Here is a 17426-nt window from a genome sequence, read left to right on the forward strand (position 1 = left end):
ATGCTGGTGTCGTTTATCTGCTACGCCTTTAACCTGACGCTCAGCACCTGGGTCGGCGGCGTGGCGATGCGCTATCGCCTCTATTCCCGCCTCGGCCTGCCCGGTGGCACCATTACACGCATCTTTTCCATGAGCATCGCCACCAACTGGCTGGGCTATCTCCTGCTGGCGGGCGTGGTGTTTGTCGCCGGCATGGTGCCGATTCCGCCGCGCTGGTTTATTGGCGAAAACACCTTGCGCATTATAGGTGCCGTGCTGTTAGTGCTGGTGGCGATTTATTTGTGGGCCTGTGCCTTTGCGAAAAAACGTCGCTGGACGATAAAGGGGCAACATCTACAGCTGCCGTCGCTGCGGATGGCGCTGATTCAGTTTGCCGTTTCAAGTGCAAACTGGCTGGTGATGGGCACCATTATCTGGCTGCTGCTGGCGCGTCAGGTGGATTATCCGCAAGTACTGGGGGTGCTGCTGATCAGCAGTATTGCAGGGGTGATCATTCATATTCCTGCGGGCATCGGGGTGCTGGAAGCGGTATTTCTGGCGCTGCTGGCTGGCGAGCATGTTTCGCACGGCACCATCATTGCCGCCCTGCTGGCCTATCGCGTGCTGTACTTTATTTTGCCGCTGCTGCTGGCGCTGGTGTTGTATCTGATGCTGGAGAGTCGCGCTAAACATCTGCGGCAGAAGAATGAACAGAAGATGGCCAAATCAGACGCGGGATAATCGGGGAGAAATCACTCGCGCGCGGTGGGCGCCATCAATAGCGCACCCGACAAAATTCTGTGCAGATTTACATTGATGCATGTTGCCTGTCTTGAATTGCGCCCCCTAAAAGCATCCTGTTCGGATGTTGCAGGGGGCGCATTGATACCAGCCAGAAGCGGTGCTGCAGAGTTAACGACGGTTGCCGAAAATACGCAGCAGCATCAGGAACAGGTTGATGAAGTCGAGATACAGCGTCAATGCCCCCATGATTGAGTAGCGACGCAGATTCTCTTTGTCATTGACGTTGATGGTCTCGCCAATCGATTTCAGTTTCTGGGTGTCATAAGCGGTCAGACCGACAAACACCACTACGCCGATATAGGTGATCGCCCACATCAGCGCCGGGCTTTTCAGCCAGAAGTTCACCAGGGACGCCAGCACAATACCAATCAGCGCCATAAACAGCAGGCTGCCAAAGCGGCTGAGATCGCGCTTGGTGGTGTAACCGTAGAAGCTCATGGCACCGAACATGCCCGCCGTCACGAAGAAGGTGCTGGCGATAGAGGAATAGGTGTAGACGAGGAAAATACTCGCCAGCGTCAGGCCCGTTAGCGCTGAATAGAGCATAAACAGCCCGGTGGCTAAGGTACTGCTCAGACGATGCACCATGCCCGACAGCACAAAGACTACCGCCAGCTGCACAATGATCAGCCCGAAGAAGGTGATGCGATTTGCAAACACCAGCTCCATCACCGCCGGCGTGCGCGCTGCAAACCAGGAGACAAACGCGGTCAGCAGCAAGCCGCAGGTCATCCAGCCATAGACCTGCGCCATATATGTCTGCAGCCCGGTTGACGCCTGCTGCACGATTGAATCATTACGTGGATATCGGTCCATGATGCACCTCTTTAAGTTAGACAAACGCTCTAAGTGTGGAGTCTACACCGCATTGCGTCAACGGCGCGTCAAGCACTGCTGATATCGGCCATTTACGCGCTGGGCAAACCAGGCGGTGGTCAGATTGCGGGTGATTTTCGGGCTCTCCAGTTTAATGCCCGGCAGCATCTCGCGCGGCAGGCGTTTACCGGCCATTTTATCAGCCAGAATAAACGTCTGCTTCCAGAGCGTGCTGCTGCTGAAGCTTTCCGTATCGCCCTTCTCCAGGTCGCGACGGATTTCCCGATTGCTCATATCCAGTTGCTTGCTCAGCGTGCGCACCGCTAATTCGGTGGAACCCGCTTGCTCGCTGCCGTACATAATTAAGTCACCATCCAGCGCCAGTTTAATGCCGCTGGCGCGCGCTACGGCTGCCTGAAAAGCGGCGTTGCGGCTGGCGTACCAACCGGCATTGAAATCGGCAAAACGGTACAGCATCTGGCTGTAATCCGCCGGATAGCCGAGCAGATGCATTGTGCCAAAGTAGATGCCGCCGCGACGCGTGAAGACTTCACGGCGAATCGAGCCATCAATCGAATACGGATAACCTTTGGCATGCGCTTCGGCAAATTCAATGCTGACCTGCATCGGGCCGCCGGTGTGAATCGGATTGAGATTGCCAAACAGCTTCTGCCCCATCGGCACCATATCGATGAAATCATCGAAAATTGCGCTCAGCTCTTTCTCACTGCGCACTTTATCCAGTCGCGCGGCGTAGCTTTGGCCGGTGGGCGATTTAATCAGTAAGGCGGTGCGCACCAGGAACGCCGGAACGTGGACTTTGGCGGCGCGGCGATCAATTTCGCCCCAGGCGATTTTCGGTAAACCGGGCACAGGCGCATCGGCATTGAAATTCGATTCCTGATCGGTGACCGCGATCACCGCACAGACGTTACTGGCGCTGGGATCGATCTGCTGGACGCGAAACGCGGTGTAGATGTCGTCTGCCCAGGCGCTTTTTTGGCTGACATCGCTCGGCAGTAACTTTTGAATCTGAGATTTGACGTCGGCAGGTTGCCGCGCGGGGGCCTGCGGTTCTTTTTTGGTACTACATCCGGCCAGTACCAGCGCGGTGAGCAGCGCCGCGCCTTTGAGCATTTTAGTGGTATTCATCTTGTTCCCTGACAGGCCAGCAAAACCCGTACCTTAACGTTTTCAACTCGCTACGGCTATCAGAGCAGGTCGGTTTTACGCGCTACTTCCAGCGTTCGGCGGCTTGATGGTCGCTGTCGCGCGCATCGACCCAACGATCGCCCTGTTCGGTGGCTTCACGCTTCCAGAACGGCGCGCGGGTTTTCAGGTAATCCATGATGAACTCGGTAGCAGCAAATGCGCTACTGCGATGGGCGCTGCTGACGCCAACAAACACAATTTCATCACCAGGGAACAGTTCGCCCACGCGATGGATCACCGTCACCTGCTGCAACGCCCAGCGCTGACGCGCCTCTTCGACTATTTCCGCCAGCGCTTTTTCCGTCATACCCGGATAGTGTTCCAGGGTTAAAGCGGCCACGCTGTCACCGAGATTGTGATTGCGCACTTTGCCGGTAAAGGTGGCCACCGCGCCATCACTGTCATGCGCGGCGAGTTGGCGATACTCCTCGCCGACATCAAAAGGCTCAACGCCAACGCGAATACGAGTGGCCATGCTCATCCTCCGGTGACCGGCGGGAAGAACGCCACTTCATCACCCGCACGCAGCGGATGGCTCATCGGCACCAGCGTCTGATTGACCGCTGCCAGCAATTTGCCGGACTCCAGCGCCAGCGCCCAGCGATCGTTCCTCTCCGCCAGCGCTGCACGCAAGGTTGCTACATCCTGATATTCCGGTTTCAGCTCTAACGCGCTGATGCCGGTCAATTCACGCACCTGGGCAAAAAACAGCACCTTAATCATGTGCCACCGCCTGAAAATCGCCGGATTTGCCGCCGCTTTTGCTGAGCAAACGCAACTGATCGATCACGATATCTTTCTGCACCGCTTTGCACATGTCGTAAATGGTCAGCGCGGCCACCGATGCGGCGGTCAGCGCTTCCATTTCCACGCCGGTTTTTCCGGTCAGACGGCAACGAGAGGTGACGCGCACGCGGTTGTGCTCAGGCTCGGCCACCAGCGTCACTTCCACCTTGCTCAACATCAGCGGATGGCACAGCGGGATCAACTCCCAGGTGCGTTTCGCGGCCTGGATACCGGCGATGCGTGCCGTGGCGAACACATCGCCTTTATGATGGCTGCCGTCGATGATCATCTGCAGCGTTTCCGCGCTCATCAGCACCAGTGCTTCAGCCTGGGCTTCACGCACCGTTTCAGTTTTGCCGGAGACATCCACCATATGGGCTTCACCAGCGGCATTGATATGAGTTAATGATGACATGCTTACAACTTCTTCAAATGAGAGACAAAATTACAGGGACGCGTGCGCGCATCCAACTGTTCTTCAATAATGCGTTCCCAACCGCTACGGCAGGCATTGGTTGATCCCGGCACGGCGAAAATCAGCGTCTGGTTCGCCAGCCCGGCCACCGCGCGTGATTGCAGCGTGGAACTGCCAATCTCTTCGTATGAGATCATCCGGAACAGTTCGCCAAAGCCGTCAATTTCACGGTCGAACAGCGGCAGCAGCGCTTCCGGCGTACTGTTTTTGCTGTTAAATCCGGTGCCGCCATTGACGATCACCACCTGCACATCATCACTGGCAATCCAGCGCGACACGGTGGCGCGAATACGGTAACGGTTGTCAGGCACAATCGCGCGATCCACCACCTGATGCCCGGCTTCTGTCAGTGCCTCACGCAAGTAGTCGCCCGAGCTATCATTGCTGGCATCACGGCTGTCCGAGACGGTCATCACCGCCACATTCAAGGCGACAAACTCGCCGGTAGGTTTACCCATGGCTGTAACTCCTGTGTTTAGCCGCCAATGAATGAGAGGTTTTGTGTGATGCCGGTGTTGCCCTGATGCAGGAAATGCGTCTGCTTTTTCTGCCCGAGACTGTGGGCGATGCGGGCCTGTAGCTCGCCCTGCTGATCGTCGGATGCCAGTAAATCGCGCAGCGAAACGCCGCCGTCGCCGAACAGGCACAGATGAAGATTGCCCATGGCTGACACGCGCAGACGGTTGCAACTGGCGCAGAAATCTTTTTCGTAGGGCATGATCAAACCGACTTCGCCCTGATAGTCAGGATGGCGGAACACCTGCGCCGGACCGTCACTGCGTCCACGCGGCTGAAGCTGCCAACCCTGCATGATCAGCTGATCGCGAATCACCTCACCCGAGATGTGATGACGACGGAACAGATCACCGCCCTCGCCGGTTTCCATCAGTTCGATAAAGCGCAGCTGAATTGGACGGATGCGGATCCAGTCGAGGAAGGTCGCCAGGCTGTAGCTGTTGAGATCGCGCATCAGCACGCTGTTGACTTTGACCTTCTCGAACCCGGCGTCAAACGCGGCATCAATTCCGGCCATCACTTCCGCGAATTTGTCCTGGCCGGTGATGGCGTGAAACTGGCGCGCATCAAGGCTATCGACACTAACGTTAATGTGAGTGAGCCCGGCATCACGCCACGCGCGCACGTCTCGCGCCATTCGGTAACCGTTGGTGGTCATGGCGATCTGGCGAATGGCGGCGTTTTCACGCACTGCTGCGATGATATCGGTGAAGTCGCGGCGCATAGAGGGTTCGCCGCCGGTGAGACGCACTTTTTCCGTGCCCGCGGCCGCAAAGGCACGCGTCACGCGGCGAATCTCGTCCAGCGAGAGGAAACTTTTGTTGTGATTACCGTTCGGTTTATAACCATCGGGTAAACAGTAGGTACAACGGAAGTTGCAGACATCCGTGACCGACAGGCGCAGATAGTAGAAGCTGCGCGCATAGGCATCTGTAAATTGTGGCACCTGAACACCTTTCCAAATACGGGAGATGCAGTCATTTCTTTCTGCACCCTGGCAGCGATGCTGCGGCCAGGCATCCATATCGTTATGACTTAGGCATGCAAGGCTTGGGAGTCTGTTGTCATTATGGACAACACGGTTAATTCGAATGGTAGCGCGATTTCTCTCTCGCATCCATCAGTGAATTTCGCTATATATATTGATACATAACGTTTTTTTCACCGCATTTTCGCCGCAGGATACGGTAAAATGCGCGACAGATATTGATACACATCACTTCAACTGCATGACAACCTGCAGTTGTCCGTTAAAAGGAACAGCATGAATCGTACCCTGGCAGATTTGGATCGCGTGGTAGCACTGGGCGGTGGGCACGGCCTGGGTCGTGTGATGTCGGCGCTGGCACCGCTGGGCTCACGCCTGACCGGCATCGTGACCACCACCGATAACGGCGGATCCACCGGACGCATTCGTCGTTCGGAAGGCGGTATTGCCTGGGGAGATATGCGTAATTGCCTGAACCAGTTGATCATGGAACCGAGCGTAGCCTCGGCAATGTTTGAATACCGTTTTGCCGGTAACGGCGAACTGGCCGGTCACAACCTCGGTAATCTGATGCTCAAAGCGCTCGATCACCTTAGCGTGCGGCCGCTGGAAGCCATCAACATCATTCGCAATCTGCTCAAAGTCGATGCCTTCTTGATTCCGATGTCGGAGCAACCGGTAGACCTGGTGGCGCAGGATTGCGAAGGCAATATGGTGTATGGCGAAACGGCAATTGATGAAATGAAGCTACCGCCGCAAGAGTTGATGCTGCATCCCAATGTCACTCCCACTAAAGAAGCACTGGATGCGATTGCGGAAGCGGATTTGATCCTGATTGGCCCAGGCAGTTTTTACACCAGCCTGATGCCAATTCTGCTGATGGAGGAGATGGCACGCGCGCTGCGCCGTACGCCCGCCACCATGGTGTTTATTGGCAATCTTGGACGTGAGTTAAGCCCGGCCGCCAGCCTGACGGTGGCGGATAAACTGGCGATGATGGAAAAAGCCATCGGCAGGCGAGTGATAGATGCCGTGGTGGTCAGCCCGTCAGCGGACGTCAGCGGCGTGGAAGATCGCCTGATTGTACGCGAACCGCTGGAGGCCGCCGATATCAAGTATCGTCACGATCGCCAGCTGCTGCGAATTGCGCTAGAACACGCGATTCAGGCAGTTTAACCTCGCGCGGGCAGTACGCATAAATGCGCACCCTACGAGGGCGAATTTTAAGGATCTTACGTAGGGTCGCAATTCAGGTACGACCTGGCACATGGGTAGCAGATCAGACCGGGCACATAGTTAACACGTATGTGCTCAGTCGATCCGAATGATACGTCTTTCTGCACCGTCAGGAGGCGGCGATAAACAACTCGCGCAGCTGGTGCAACTGGTCGCGCACACTGGCGGCCTCTTCGAACTCCAGATTCTGCGCGTGCTGCTGCATCTGCACTTCCAGCTCGTGAATTTTCTTCTGCATGGCTTGTGGCGTCAGCGCCAGATAATTGGCCTCTTCTTCTGCCGCCACACGTGAGGCGGTTTTGCCCTTACCGCGCGTTTTCACCACGTTTTTGCCCAGCTCAAGAATATCGGTGATTTTCTTGTTGAGGCCCTGCGGCACAATGCCATTCTCTTCGTTGTAACGCTGCTGCTTCTCTCGACGACGTTCGGTTTCGCCCATCGCGCGTTCCATCGAAGGGGTGATCTTATCAGCGTACAGAATCGCCTTACCGTTGATGTTACGCGCCGCACGGCCAATAGTCTGAATCAGTGAGCGTTCGGAACGCAGGAAGCCCTCTTTATCCGCATCGAGGATCGCCACCAGCGACACTTCCGGCATGTCGAGACCTTCGCGCAGTAAGTTGATGCCCACCAGCACATCGAACTCACCGAGACGCAAATCACGAATGATCTCCATACGTTCAACCGTATCGATATCGGAGTGCAGATAGCGCACCTTCTCGCCGTGCTCCACCAGATATTCGGTAAGATCTTCCGCCATGCGTTTGGTCAGCGTAGTGACCAGCACACGTTCATTGATCGCCACGCGTTTGCGAATTTCTGATAGTAAGTCATCCACCTGAGTGGCGACCGGACGCACTTCCAGAATCGGATCCAGTAGCCCGGTGGGACGTACCACCTGATCAATCACTTCGTCACCGGATTTTTCCAGCTCATAGTTACCTGGCGTGGCCGAAACATAGATGGTTTGCGGTGCCAGCGCTTCAAACTCTTCAAAACGCATCGGACGGTTATCCAGCGCCGAAGGCAAGCGGAAGCCATATTCTACCAGCGTCTCTTTACGTGCGCGGTCGCCGCGATACATGCCGCCAATCTGGGGGATGGTAACGTGCGATTCGTCCACCACCAGCAATCCATCGGCGGGCAGGTAGTCAAATAAGGTCGGCGGTGGCTCGCCCGGACCGCGACCCGAGAGATAGCGCGAGTAGTTTTCAATGCCAGAGCAGTAGCCGAGTTCGTTCATCATTTCGAGATCGAACTGGGTACGCTGGCTGATGCGCTGCTCTTCCAGCAGTTTATTGTTCTCCAGCAGCACCTTGCGACGATCCACCAGCTCGACTTTGATCTCTTCCATCGCCTGCAGAATACGTTCGCGTGGCGTCACGTAGTGCGTTTTCGGATAGATAGTGAAACGCGGGATCACGGACTCAATCTGCCCGGTCAATGGATCGAACAGCGACAGACGCTCAACTTCTTCGTCAAACAGTTCGACACGCAAGCCGATGTCGTCGGATTCAGCCGGAAAGATGTCGATCACTTCGCCACGCACGCGGAAGGTGCCACGCTGGAACACCTGATCGTTGCGGGTATACTGCAGTTCCGCCAGACGGCGCAGAATGCTGCGCTGGTCGATAATCATGCCGCGCGTAAGGTGCAGCATCATTTTCAGATAGAGATCGGGATCGCCCAGGCCGTAAATCGCCGAGACCGAGGCCACCACAATCACATCACGGCGCTCCAGCATCGCTTTGGTGGCTGAGAGACGCATCTGTTCAATGTGCTCGTTCACCGCCGCATCCTTCTCAATGAAGGTGTCAGAACTCGGCACATAGGCTTCAGGCTGGTAGTAATCGTAATAAGAGACAAAAAACTCCACGGCGTTATCCGGGAAGAACTCTTTCATTTCACCGTATAACTGCGCCGCCAGCGTTTTGTTTGGTGCCATCACCATCGTCGGGCGATTGAGATCGGCAATCACGTTGGCGATGGTAAAGGTTTTACCCGATCCGGTTACCCCCAGTAGGGTTTGATGTGCGAGACCATCCTCCAGCCCCTCTTCAAGACGACGAATGGCCTCGGGCTGGTCGCCTGAAGGTTTGAAATCAGAGTTGAGTTTGAAGGCTTTACTCATGGTTTTGCGGTTCCTGCAGAAGATGTCAGCGAGCAGGCTGATAATTCTACTCTGCTATGACGAATTTGCCAGAAAAAAATACTGGATATATTTACAGATATCTTGCACGATAACGGGGAAAGCAGCTGTCTCGCTTCAGTGCAATTTAAGCGGCAAAAGGCAAAAGCTTGTTGCGCAAGGTTATCCCCAGAGCCGTGACGCTTTTAACATTTGTCAAGAGAGCGTCATTAAATTGCAGTCCGATGACAAGGCAGAAAAATCTCAGGCTTGCTTTTAATTAACCTGCTGATTTTATTGGTAATGAGTTCAAAGTCCAGTTTCGCAGCATAATGTATGCAGGCCGCGTATTTCCTCGCTTTCACGCGGTTTTCAGTCGCTAATGCACAAGGTTATCCACAGGAATAGTGGATAACTGAATCCAGCCCCGAGCCCATCAGCTGTGTATAATTTTCCCCGCTCTTATCCTGGCGTGCGAAATATTTTTTTTTTCGTTTTTTTTCCGCCTGCCTTAAACCGCTTTAACTATCCTTTTGGCAAGTCAAGCACCATTGTTCTCGTAAATACCGTGCCTTAAGACCACTTATTTCTTCAGTGATTGCCTTATCAATGAACAGATGCACCAGAAACGTTAAGCATTCAGCACCGTCAAAGTGCAGTCAGGTTATTACTCAGCGGGATTATTAAGTATTTCTCACCTTTTAAGCCCGTTTCGCTGGATTCTGACACAGAATATCCCGTTCCATTAACCTGGCCTGGTAATTGCAGTAGTTTAACGATGGAGTGACGAGTCCATACGGCTTGCCTTGCAGGCCATCAACAGCAGTGTCCACCTTAATCGTGCACGACTGTATGCCAGACGACACAGAGCGGAAGCATTCAGGCAAATAATCTGGAAGGAGTATGTCAGATGCTGAGTTTACGTTCGGTGAATCAGTTTTACGGTCACAACCATATCCTGTGGGATGTGGATCTCGATCTGCCGCCCGGCACCTGTACGGGTGTGCTGGGCAGTCCAGGCATGGGCAAAACCACGCTGGTGAACTGCATTATGGGTCGCTTGCCCATTAACAGTGGCTCAATGATCTGGCAGGAAGATGGCTCGCCACCCGAGAATTTGTTGCTGCAGCCCGCCGAACAGCGTGCGCGCATGGGAATTGGCTATGTGCCGCAAGGTCGCCATATCTTTTCGCAGATGAGCGTGGAAGATAATTTAATGATCGCGCTGATGGCCGCTCAGGACGATCGCAGCCGTGCCATTCCTGAAATGGTGTTTGACCTGTTCCCGGCACTCTATTCCTTGCGTCATCAGCGCAGTGGCGAATTGCCGATGGATCAACAGCAGCAGCTGGCACTGGCGCGAGCATTGGTGCTGCAACCTAAACTGCTGATTCTGGATGAGCCGACCGAAGGAATGTCGCCGTGGCTGGAAGAGGAGATGGGCAACCTGATACGCCGTCTTAATCGCGATTACGGCCTGACCATTTTACTGCTGGAGCAGCATGTCTCCTTCATCCGCCGCGTGGCAGACTATTTCCTGCTGCTTCACCGTGGTCGCAATGTGGCGCAGGGTAAAGTCGCTTTGCTGGATGATGTGACGGTGAATAAGTGGCTGACAGCGACATGATGATGTGGTCGCCATCGATGAACTGCAGCCAAAATGTTGCATCACATTCTGACATTGAAGGTGCTGGTCTATGGCGGCCCTACGGACGAAATGATGTCAGGTGCGCACTGTTGCGTACCTGACATCGAATCGCCATCCATAACGATCCTACGGGCGATATGAAGTAGAGTGCGCATGAATGCGCATCTGAAACAGGCTCATGACTGCGGCAACGTTAAATACTGACCGCACTCGGCCTGTTGTGCTTCGCTGTCCAGATAGGGAATTTCACCGAGGAACGGTGCATCAATACGTTGACGCAGCGTGGCCATGTACTCGGCATGTCGTTTACCTGGCGGCTGAATATCATTGGCAATCCAACCGGCTAACCGCAACCCTCGCGCCTTCACCGCTTCCGCTGTCAGCATCGCGTGGTTAATACAACCTAGCTTCACCCCCACCACCAGAATCACCGGCAGTTGTTCCGCTTCGACCCAGTCAGCATAGGTCTGCGTCTCGGATAATGGCGTAAACCAGCCGCCCGCACCTTCAACCAATACCCATTCGGCCTGCTGCTCCAGCGCACGCAATCCGGCTGACAGCGCAGAAAACGCAATCGGCCTGCCCTCTTCCGCGCTGACAATATGCGGTGACGTCGGCTCGACAAATGCCAGTGGATTCACCTGCTCATAGCTGAGCGCCAGGCTGCTGTAGCGCTGCAACGCCAGCGCATCACTGTTACGCACGCCCTCTGGGGTGATCTCGCAGCCCGAGGCCACGGGCTTGTATCCTGCGGTGTGTAAACCTGCTGCGCTTGCCGCCTGCAACAGTGCGCCACTGGCGACCGTTTTGCCCACTTCGGTATCCGTTCCGGTAATAAACCAGCGTGTCATTTGCTCAAAACTCCGTACATCAAGTGATAACTAAGACGATAACCCTGCGTATCCTGCGGCCAGTGCTGCTCCAGTTGCGTGAGCTGCGAGCGTGTGAGCGGCTGTGCGCCACGGCCGTCGTGCAGATGCGTAGCACCAATGCCTTTCAAAGAACGCATGGCACTCAGCGCGCTGGGGAAATGCAACGTGATAGTCTGCGGCTGGCACTGCGCCGGTAAGCCTGTGAGAGCGGCAGAGAACTGCGCTGCGCTGAGAAAACGATTGGCGTGCTGACGGCCATCTAACCGAGCCCAGGCTTCATGCACTTCATGCAGGGAGCCATCGAGCAAGGTTGAGAACAGCACGCTGCCACCCGGCCGTGTGACGCGCAAAAACTGCTGCAACGCCAGGCGCAGATCGCTGCTCCACTGCACCGCCAGATTGCTCCACACGCCATCGACGCACGCATCCGGCAGCGGCAGGTTATCGATATCGCCTTGCAGATAGTGCTGCGCCGAGCGCTGCTCACGCGCGGCGTCCAGCATCGCACTGGAGAGATCCAGCGCCGTCAGTTCGCGCCCACGATCGCGCCAGTAGCGGCTGTACCAACCGGTGCCACAGCCCGCATCCAGCAGATGCGGCCCGAAGCCCGCGGGTGCCAGCGCCAGTAGCGCATCGCCGCTCTGCCGTTGCAGCTCGGCATGCTGCTCGTAATGCTGTGCGGCACGGCCAAACGCTTTGGCGACCGCCTGCTTGTTAACCTGCAGCGTCATACAGCGCCTCCAGCAGACGATCAATATCGTCGTTATGATGGGCAGCAGTGAGCGTAATGCGCAGCCGCGCCGTGCCCGGCGGCACCGTTGGCGGCCGAATGGCGCTAACCCAGCATCCCGCTTGTGCCAGTCGTTGTGACAACGCCAGCGCCGCGCTGTTTTCCCCGACGATCAACGGCTGAATAGCACTGGCTGATGGCATCAGTTGCCAGGGCAAATCAGCGGCACCCGCCCGGAATCGCGCAATATGACTATTCAGCCGCTCACGCAGTTCATCGCCCTGCTGGATCTGGTGCAGCGCCGCCAGCAGCGCACAACACTGTGCCGGTGGCATCGCGGTGGAGTAGATCAGATGGCGTGAAAACTGCTCGACGTAATCCGCTGTGGCATCGTCACTCAGCAGCGCTGCACCGCTGACGCCAAAGCCCTTGCCAAACGTGACAATCAGCAATTCCGGCTTCACACCCTGCTGCCAGCAACTGCCGCGCCCCTGCTCACCGTGCACGCCAATGCCGTGCGCATCATCCACCAGCAGCCAGCCGTTGGCACGGCGCGTCTCTTCAGCAAGGGAAGCGAGCGGTGCGCTGTCGCCATCCATGCTGAATACGCCTTCGGTCACCACCAGCGTACCGCCTTCCGACGGGCTAGCCAGCAGTTTTGCCAGACTCTCCGGCTGGTTGTGCGCAAAGCGGCGTAGTGTGGCCGGGCTGTGGCTGGCAGCATCCAGTAATGAAGCATGCGCCAGCTTATCAGCAAGAATGCGATCCTGCTTTTCAGCCAGCAGGTGGATCACCGCCTGGTTAGCGGCAAAGCCAGAGATAAACAGCAGCGCACGCTTGTAACCCAGCCAGTTAGACAGTTGCTCTTCTAACTGCGCATGATGACGGCTATAGCCCGTCACATGACCCGACGCGCCCGCTCCCGCACCCGCTTCTGCTGCGCCCTGTTGCCAGGCCGCAATCACCGCTGGATGCTGGCTCAGCCCGAGATAATCATTGCTGGAGAAGTGACGGTATGAACGCCCCTCCAGCGTTATCTCACGCACGCTGTTGTGTTCAACCCGGCGTCGCAGACGCCAGCCATCGGCATCACGTCGCGCCGCCAGCGCCTGTTCGATGCGAGATGACCAGCCCATCACACCGCCGCGTTGTAGAACTGCTCGGTATCAGCGTGCACCAGCTGCTCACTGAGCTGATACTGCTGTTCGTTATCACCGGCGGTAGTGGCGGTATGTTCTGGATTCAGGCCCAGCTTGCGGAACAGGATCAGATCTTTGTCCTCTTCCGGGTTTGGCGTGGTCAGCAGCTTGCAGCCGTAGAAAATCGAGTTAGCACCGGCCATAAAGCACATCGCCTGCGTCTGTTCGCTCATCTGTTCACGACCTGCGGACAGGCGGACGTGCGACGATGGCATCATGATGCGCGCCACGGCGATGGTGCGGATAAAGTCGAACGGCTCAACGTCATCGTTATCGGCCAGAGGCGTGCCTTTGACTTTCACCAGCATGTTGATTGGCACGCTTTCTGGCGGTGTCGGCAGGTTCGCCAGCTGCACCAGCAAGCCAGCACGATCTTTCACGGTTTCACCCAGGCCGACGATGCCGCCAGAGCAGACTTTGATACCTGCGCCGCGCACTTTATCCAGCGTATCCAGACGTTCCTGATAGCTGCGCGTGGTGATGATGCTGCCGTAGAATTCCGGCGAGGTATCGAGGTTGTGGTTGTAGAAATCCAGCCCGGCGCTGGCCAAACGCTCCGCCTGGGTGTTATCCAGCGTGCCCAGCGTCATGCAGGTTTCCATGCCCATGGCTTTAACGCCCTGCACCATCTGCTCCAGATACGGCATGTCGCGTTCGTGCGGGTTTTTCCACGCAGCGCCCATGCAGAAGCGGCTCGATCCTGCCGCTTTGGCTTTACGCGCCGACTCCAGCACCGCTTCCACTTCCATCAGCCGCTCGGACTCCAGCCCGGTTTTGTAGCGCGCACTCTGCGGGCAGTATTTACAATCTTCCGGGCAGGCACCGGTTTTGATCGACAGCAGCGTACTGACCTGCACCTGACGCGGGTCAAAATGCTGACGGTGAACTTGCTGCGCTTCGAACATCAGCTCAAGGAAAGGTTTATCGAACAGAGCCTGGGCTTGTGTCAGTGTCCAGCGGTTTGCCATTGCTTACTCCAAAAAAAAGGGGTTCATCCCGACGATTAACGTGGTTATACTTGTAAACTAAATCTTTTCAAAATGGTTTACAAGATTGATGTTCTCCCAAGACGACCTCAACTTTGACCGCCAGCATATCTGGCATCCTTATACGTCAATGCGCGATCCCCTGCCCTGTTATCCGGTGGTGGCAGCGCACGGTTGCCAGCTTCAATTGGCCGATGGACGTGAACTGGTCGACGGTATGTCGTCATGGTGGGCAGCGATTCATGGCTATAACCATCCGCGCCTCAATCAGGCGATGCAGCAACAAATGGCACAGATGTCGCACGTGATGTTTGGCGGCATTACCCATCCGTCGGCAGTGGCATTGAGCCGTCAACTGGTCGAGATGACCCCTGAAGCGCTGGAGTGCGTGTTCCTCGCCGATTCGGGGTCGATTGCCGTTGAAGTATCGATGAAAATGTCGTTGCAGTACTGGCTGGGGCGCGGTGAAACGCGACAGAAATTCCTGACGTTAAAACGTGGCTATCACGGCGATACTTTTGCCGCGATGTCGGTGTGCGATCCGGAAAATTCGATGCACAGTCTGTGGCGCGGCTATCTGCCCGAGCATCTGTTTGCCGCTGCGCCGCAGTGCGGTTTTGATGACGAGTGGAACGATGCGGACTTCGCTGATTTCGCCCGGTTAGCCGAGACGCACCATCGCGACATTGCCGCGGTGATCCTTGAACCGATTGTGCAAGGCGCAGGCGGTATGCGTTTCTATCACCCGCGCTACCTGCAACAGGTGCGTGAGCTGTGCGACCGCTACGGTATCCTGCTGATTGCCGATGAAATCGCCACCGGCTTTGGCCGCAGCGGCAAGCTGTTTGCCTGTGAACACGCCGGGATTACGCCAGATATTCTCTGCCTCGGTAAAGCGCTGACCGGCGGCACCATGACGCTCTCCGCCACGTTGACCACGCGCGAAGTGGCCGACACCATTAGCCGCAGTGCGGCAGGTTGCTTTATGCATGGCCCGACCTTTATGGGCAATCCGCTGGCTTCTGCGGTGGCCGTTGAAAGCCTGACGATGATCAACGAGGGACTTTGGCCTGCGCAGGTGGCGGCGATTGAACAGCAACTGCGTCGTGAGCTGCTGCCGTTGCGTGAACATCATGCGGTGGCCGATGCGCGTGTGCTGGGCGCGATTGGTGTGATTGAAACGCGTTCACCGGTCAATATGGCGGCGCTGCAGCAGTTCTTTGTCGAACGTGGCGTGTGGATCCGTCCGTTCGGCAAGCTGATCTATCTGATGCCACCTTATCTGATTTCTGCCGCAGAGTTGGCGCAGTTAACCCAGGCGGTGCGCGCGGCATTGGACGTTGAGGCACATTTCCTGGCCTAAGCGAACTGGAAGTGGCGCGCGTTTTCCACCATGATGGAGAGCACACTGCACAACGGAAAAAGGAGAAGTCATGCGCGTAGTTAGCCAGGATTTTAAAGACGGCGATAAAATGCCCGAACGTCACGTTTTCAATGGGATGGGACGTCAGGGTGACAATCTGTCTCCCCATTTGGCGTGGGATGAGGTGCCTGCAGGGACAAAGAGCTTTGTCGTGACCTGCTTCGATCCGGATGCCCCCACCGGTTCTGGCTGGTGGCACTGGGTAGTGGCAAATATTCCGGCTGACGTCACCGAGCTGCCACAAGGTTCCGGTTCAGGCGTGGTCGAGCTGCCGCAGGGTGCGATTCAAACCCGTGCCGACGTCGGTCAAACCGGTTACGGTGGCGCAGCACCACCACAGGGTGATCCGCATCGCTATATCTTTACTGTGCACGCGATGGACACCGATAAGATTGATGTCGACGCCGGCGCGAGCGGCGCCATGGTCGGCTTTAATGTGCACTTCCATGCACTGGCAAGCGCGTCGATCACAGTTCTGTATTCTTAAAATGAGAACGGCGCCGAATGGCGCCGTTTTATCATCAATCCAGGGTGTGAATCACCACCCACATCGGGCCTTGTCCCACCGCGTAACGCGCCAGCGGTTGCAACAGACCGCGATCGGCAATCTTGTAGACTTCGATATGGTGCGACTTCTGTCCTGCCGCCACCAGATACTGACCGCTGTTATCAATATTGAAGCCGCGCGGCTGGGTTTCGGTTGGCTGATAACCTTCAATCGCCAGCACTGAACCATCTTCGCTGATGCTAAATGCAGTAAGGGTGCTGCTGGTGCGGTCACAGGCATAGAGGAAACGGCCGTCTGGCGTGATATGGATATCAGCCGCCCAGCGCGTGTCGCTGAAATCTTTTGGCATCATATCCAGACTCTGCACACGCTCAACCTGACCATGCACGTTGTTCAGTGCCCACACATCCACGGTGCTATCAAGTTCATTCACCACATAGCCGTACGCGCCATTTGGATGGAATGCCATATGGCGCGGACCCGCACCTTCAACTGTGGTGACCTGTGCTTGCTCGCGCGGTGCCAGAGTGCCATCGGCGTTAAGCTGGAACAGGCAAATACGATCCTGCTTCAGTGCTGGCACAAACAGCGTTTGGTTGCTGAGATCGATATTGGCTGAATGGCAGCCATCCATGCCGCCAATCACCTGGCTTGGGGCTTGCGGCAAACCATCGCTGTCGATCGGGCTGATGCTGACGCATGCATCATTGTAAGAACCGCAGAACAGGAATTTACCCTGGCGATCGGTCGAAATATGCGTTGGGCTGCCCGGCAGTGGCGCTTCACCCGCCAGACTCAGAGAACCGTCGGCCGCAATGCGATACGCTAATACGCGAAAATTCGGACGAACACCGACATAGAGGAAATCTTTCTTCGGGCTCACCACCATCGGCTGCACCTGACCGGCCACATCCGTGACCTGCAATAACGTCAGTGCGCCATCTTCCTGCAACTGCCACGCATGGATCTGCTGGCTCTCGGGACTGGCGGTATACACGACTTGTTTCATGCGTTTTTCCTTATTCGCTGCCTGATGAAAGGGATAACTGTAGCGCGTTTCATTTTGCCGCGCTGGATTCATTTGTGCCCTGTTTTTTGTCTCAGGGCCGCTGCCGGGTGT

18 protein-coding genes and 1 riboswitch are annotated in these 17426 nt (G+C 56.2%); of the genes, 5 read left to right on the plus strand and 13 right to left on the minus strand.

Features of this window, described 5'->3' with window-relative positions; translation table 11 throughout:
- Positions 1–720 (plus strand): lysylphosphatidylglycerol synthase domain-containing protein (locus RT340_RS06370; protein ID WP_313374862.1); only part of this gene is annotated, 720 nt, incomplete at its 5' end.
- 171 nt (positions 721–891) lie between these two features.
- Here the strand turns inward: RT340_RS06370 and RT340_RS06375 are convergent.
- The 7 genes from RT340_RS06375 to moaA all read right to left on the minus strand — a co-directional run bounded on the left by RT340_RS06375 (position 892) and on the right by moaA (position 5534).
- Positions 892–1599 (minus strand): Bax inhibitor-1 family protein, encoded by a 708-nt coding sequence (locus RT340_RS06375; protein ID WP_034821101.1) that lies wholly within the window; start codon positions 1597–1599, stop codon positions 892–894.
- A 57-nt stretch (positions 1600–1656) separates the two neighbouring features.
- The gene (locus RT340_RS06380) at positions 1657–2751 is read right to left on the minus strand and encodes a DUF1615 domain-containing protein (RefSeq protein WP_313374864.1); all 1095 of its coding nucleotides are present in this window, start codon (positions 2749–2751) and stop codon (positions 1657–1659) included.
- An 82-nt stretch (positions 2752–2833) separates the two neighbouring features.
- The gene (gene moaE / locus RT340_RS06385) at positions 2834–3286 is read right to left on the minus strand and encodes a molybdopterin synthase catalytic subunit MoaE (protein WP_097117382.1); all 453 of its coding nucleotides are present in this window, start codon (positions 3284–3286) and stop codon (positions 2834–2836) included.
- A 2-nt stretch (positions 3287–3288) separates the two neighbouring features.
- Positions 3289–3534: a molybdopterin synthase sulfur carrier subunit gene (gene moaD / locus RT340_RS06390; RefSeq protein ID WP_097117384.1), complete on the minus strand. Its 246-nt coding sequence runs from the start codon at positions 3532–3534 to the stop codon at positions 3289–3291.
- Positions 3527–4012 (minus strand): cyclic pyranopterin monophosphate synthase MoaC, encoded by a 486-nt coding sequence (gene moaC / locus RT340_RS06395; protein WP_097117386.1) that lies wholly within the window; start codon positions 4010–4012, stop codon positions 3527–3529. Before moaC ends, moaD begins: the two co-directional genes overlap by 8 nt.
- 2 nt (positions 4013–4014) lie before the next feature.
- On the minus strand, positions 4015–4530 hold the full coding sequence (moaB, locus tag RT340_RS06400) for a molybdenum cofactor biosynthesis protein B (RefSeq protein WP_034821116.1): 516 nt from the start codon (positions 4528–4530) through the stop codon (positions 4015–4017).
- A gap of 17 nt (positions 4531–4547) precedes the next feature.
- Entirely contained in the window at positions 4548–5534 is a 987-nt protein-coding gene (moaA, locus tag RT340_RS06405) for a GTP 3',8-cyclase MoaA (RefSeq protein WP_160832570.1), read from the minus strand.
- A riboswitch (molybdenum cofactor riboswitch) is annotated at positions 5523–5657 on the minus strand. Its footprint overlaps the gene before it by 12 nt.
- A 195-nt stretch (positions 5658–5852) precedes the next feature.
- Here moaA and yvcK point away from each other — a divergent pair.
- The gene (gene yvcK, locus RT340_RS06410) at positions 5853–6752 is read left to right on the plus strand and encodes a uridine diphosphate-N-acetylglucosamine-binding protein YvcK (protein ID WP_034821119.1); all 900 of its coding nucleotides are present in this window, start codon (positions 5853–5855) and stop codon (positions 6750–6752) included.
- Between the two features lie 169 nt (positions 6753–6921).
- On the opposite strand, the gene uvrB is transcribed toward yvcK, so the two are convergent.
- Positions 6922–8943, minus strand: a complete 2022-nt coding sequence (gene uvrB, locus RT340_RS06415; protein ID WP_034821123.1) for an excinuclease ABC subunit UvrB — start codon at positions 8941–8943, stop codon at positions 6922–6924.
- Between the two features lie 907 nt (positions 8944–9850).
- Here uvrB and RT340_RS06420 point away from each other — a divergent pair.
- Positions 9851–10567, plus strand: a complete 717-nt coding sequence (locus RT340_RS06420; protein WP_034821129.1) for an ABC transporter ATP-binding protein — start codon at positions 9851–9853, stop codon at positions 10565–10567.
- A 197-nt stretch (positions 10568–10764) separates the two neighbouring features.
- Here the strand turns inward: RT340_RS06420 and bioD are convergent, their stop codons facing one another.
- From bioD to bioB, 4 genes are read right to left on the minus strand one after another with little or no spacing between them, the layout of a single operon-like run.
- On the minus strand, positions 10765–11439 hold the full coding sequence (bioD, locus tag RT340_RS06425) for a dethiobiotin synthase (protein ID WP_313374871.1): 675 nt from the start codon (positions 11437–11439) through the stop codon (positions 10765–10767).
- Entirely contained in the window at positions 11436–12191 is a 756-nt protein-coding gene (gene bioC, locus RT340_RS06430) for a malonyl-ACP O-methyltransferase BioC (RefSeq protein WP_211728116.1), read from the minus strand. Before bioC ends, bioD begins: the two co-directional genes overlap by 4 nt.
- Positions 12175–13326 carry an 8-amino-7-oxononanoate synthase gene (gene bioF / locus RT340_RS06435; protein ID WP_211728115.1) on the minus strand — a complete coding sequence of 384 codons (1152 nt, stop codon included), beginning with the start codon at positions 13324–13326 and terminating at the stop codon, positions 12175–12177. The genes bioC and bioF overlap by 17 nt, the downstream gene beginning before the upstream one ends.
- Entirely contained in the window at positions 13326–14357 is a 1032-nt protein-coding gene (gene bioB, locus RT340_RS06440) for a biotin synthase BioB (RefSeq protein ID WP_034821141.1), read from the minus strand. The genes bioF and bioB overlap by 1 nt, the downstream gene beginning before the upstream one ends.
- Positions 14358–14445: 88 nt before the next feature.
- Here bioB and bioA point away from each other — a divergent pair, with 88 nt between their 5' ends.
- The gene (bioA, locus tag RT340_RS06445; protein ID WP_211728202.1) at positions 14446–15738 is read left to right on the plus strand and encodes an adenosylmethionine--8-amino-7-oxononanoate transaminase; all 1293 of its coding nucleotides are present in this window, start codon (positions 14446–14448) and stop codon (positions 15736–15738) included.
- Between the two features lie 70 nt (positions 15739–15808).
- Positions 15809–16285, plus strand: a complete 477-nt coding sequence (locus RT340_RS06450) for a kinase inhibitor (RefSeq protein WP_313374874.1) — start codon at positions 15809–15811, stop codon at positions 16283–16285.
- Between the two features lie 34 nt (positions 16286–16319).
- Here RT340_RS06450 and pgl read toward each other — a convergent pair whose 3' ends face one another.
- Positions 16320–17315 carry a 6-phosphogluconolactonase gene (gene pgl, locus RT340_RS06455; protein WP_160832576.1) on the minus strand — a complete coding sequence of 332 codons (996 nt, stop codon included), beginning with the start codon at positions 17313–17315 and terminating at the stop codon, positions 16320–16322.
- Positions 17316–17426 lie beyond the last annotated feature (111 nt).

Source organism: Pantoea sp. CTOTU50773, assembly GCF_032082325.1.
In the GTDB taxonomy this organism is placed as follows: Bacteria; Pseudomonadota; Gammaproteobacteria; order Enterobacterales; family Enterobacteriaceae; genus Pantoea; species Pantoea communis.

Excerpts from the sequence above, each read along its gene's own strand:
- RT340_RS06380 (WP_313374864.1), bottom strand. The coding sequence starts at position 2,751 with ATGAATACCACTAAAATGCTCAAAGGCGCGGCGCTGCTCACCGCGCTG.
- bioA (WP_211728202.1), top strand. The coding sequence starts at position 14,446 with ATGTTCTCCCAAGACGACCTCAACTTTGACCGCCAGCATATCTGGCAT.
- yvcK (WP_034821119.1), top strand. The coding sequence starts at position 5,853 with ATGAATCGTACCCTGGCAGATTTGGATCGCGTGGTAGCACTGGGCGGT.
- moaE (WP_097117382.1), bottom strand. The coding sequence starts at position 3,286 with ATGGCCACTCGTATTCGCGTTGGCGTTGAGCCTTTTGATGTCGGCGAG.
- moaD (WP_097117384.1), bottom strand. The coding sequence starts at position 3,534 with ATGATTAAGGTGCTGTTTTTTGCCCAGGTGCGTGAATTGACCGGCATC.
- moaB (WP_034821116.1), bottom strand. The coding sequence starts at position 4,530 with ATGGGTAAACCTACCGGCGAGTTTGTCGCCTTGAATGTGGCGGTGATG.
- RT340_RS06420 (WP_034821129.1), top strand. The coding sequence starts at position 9,851 with ATGCTGAGTTTACGTTCGGTGAATCAGTTTTACGGTCACAACCATATC.
- RT340_RS06375 (WP_034821101.1), bottom strand. The coding sequence starts at position 1,599 with ATGGACCGATATCCACGTAATGATTCAATCGTGCAGCAGGCGTCAACC.
- bioD (WP_313374871.1), bottom strand. The coding sequence starts at position 11,439 with ATGACACGCTGGTTTATTACCGGAACGGATACCGAAGTGGGCAAAACG.
- bioC (WP_211728116.1), bottom strand. The coding sequence starts at position 12,191 with ATGACGCTGCAGGTTAACAAGCAGGCGGTCGCCAAAGCGTTTGGCCGT.
- moaC (WP_097117386.1), bottom strand. The coding sequence starts at position 4,012 with ATGTCATCATTAACTCATATCAATGCCGCTGGTGAAGCCCATATGGTG.
- uvrB (WP_034821123.1), bottom strand. The coding sequence starts at position 8,943 with ATGAGTAAAGCCTTCAAACTCAACTCTGATTTCAAACCTTCAGGCGAC.
- bioF (WP_211728115.1), bottom strand. The coding sequence starts at position 13,326 with ATGGGCTGGTCATCTCGCATCGAACAGGCGCTGGCGGCGCGACGTGAT.
- pgl (WP_160832576.1), bottom strand. The coding sequence starts at position 17,315 with ATGAAACAAGTCGTGTATACCGCCAGTCCCGAGAGCCAGCAGATCCAT.
- bioB (WP_034821141.1), bottom strand. The coding sequence starts at position 14,357 with ATGGCAAACCGCTGGACACTGACACAAGCCCAGGCTCTGTTCGATAAA.
- RT340_RS06450 (WP_313374874.1), top strand. The coding sequence starts at position 15,809 with ATGCGCGTAGTTAGCCAGGATTTTAAAGACGGCGATAAAATGCCCGAA.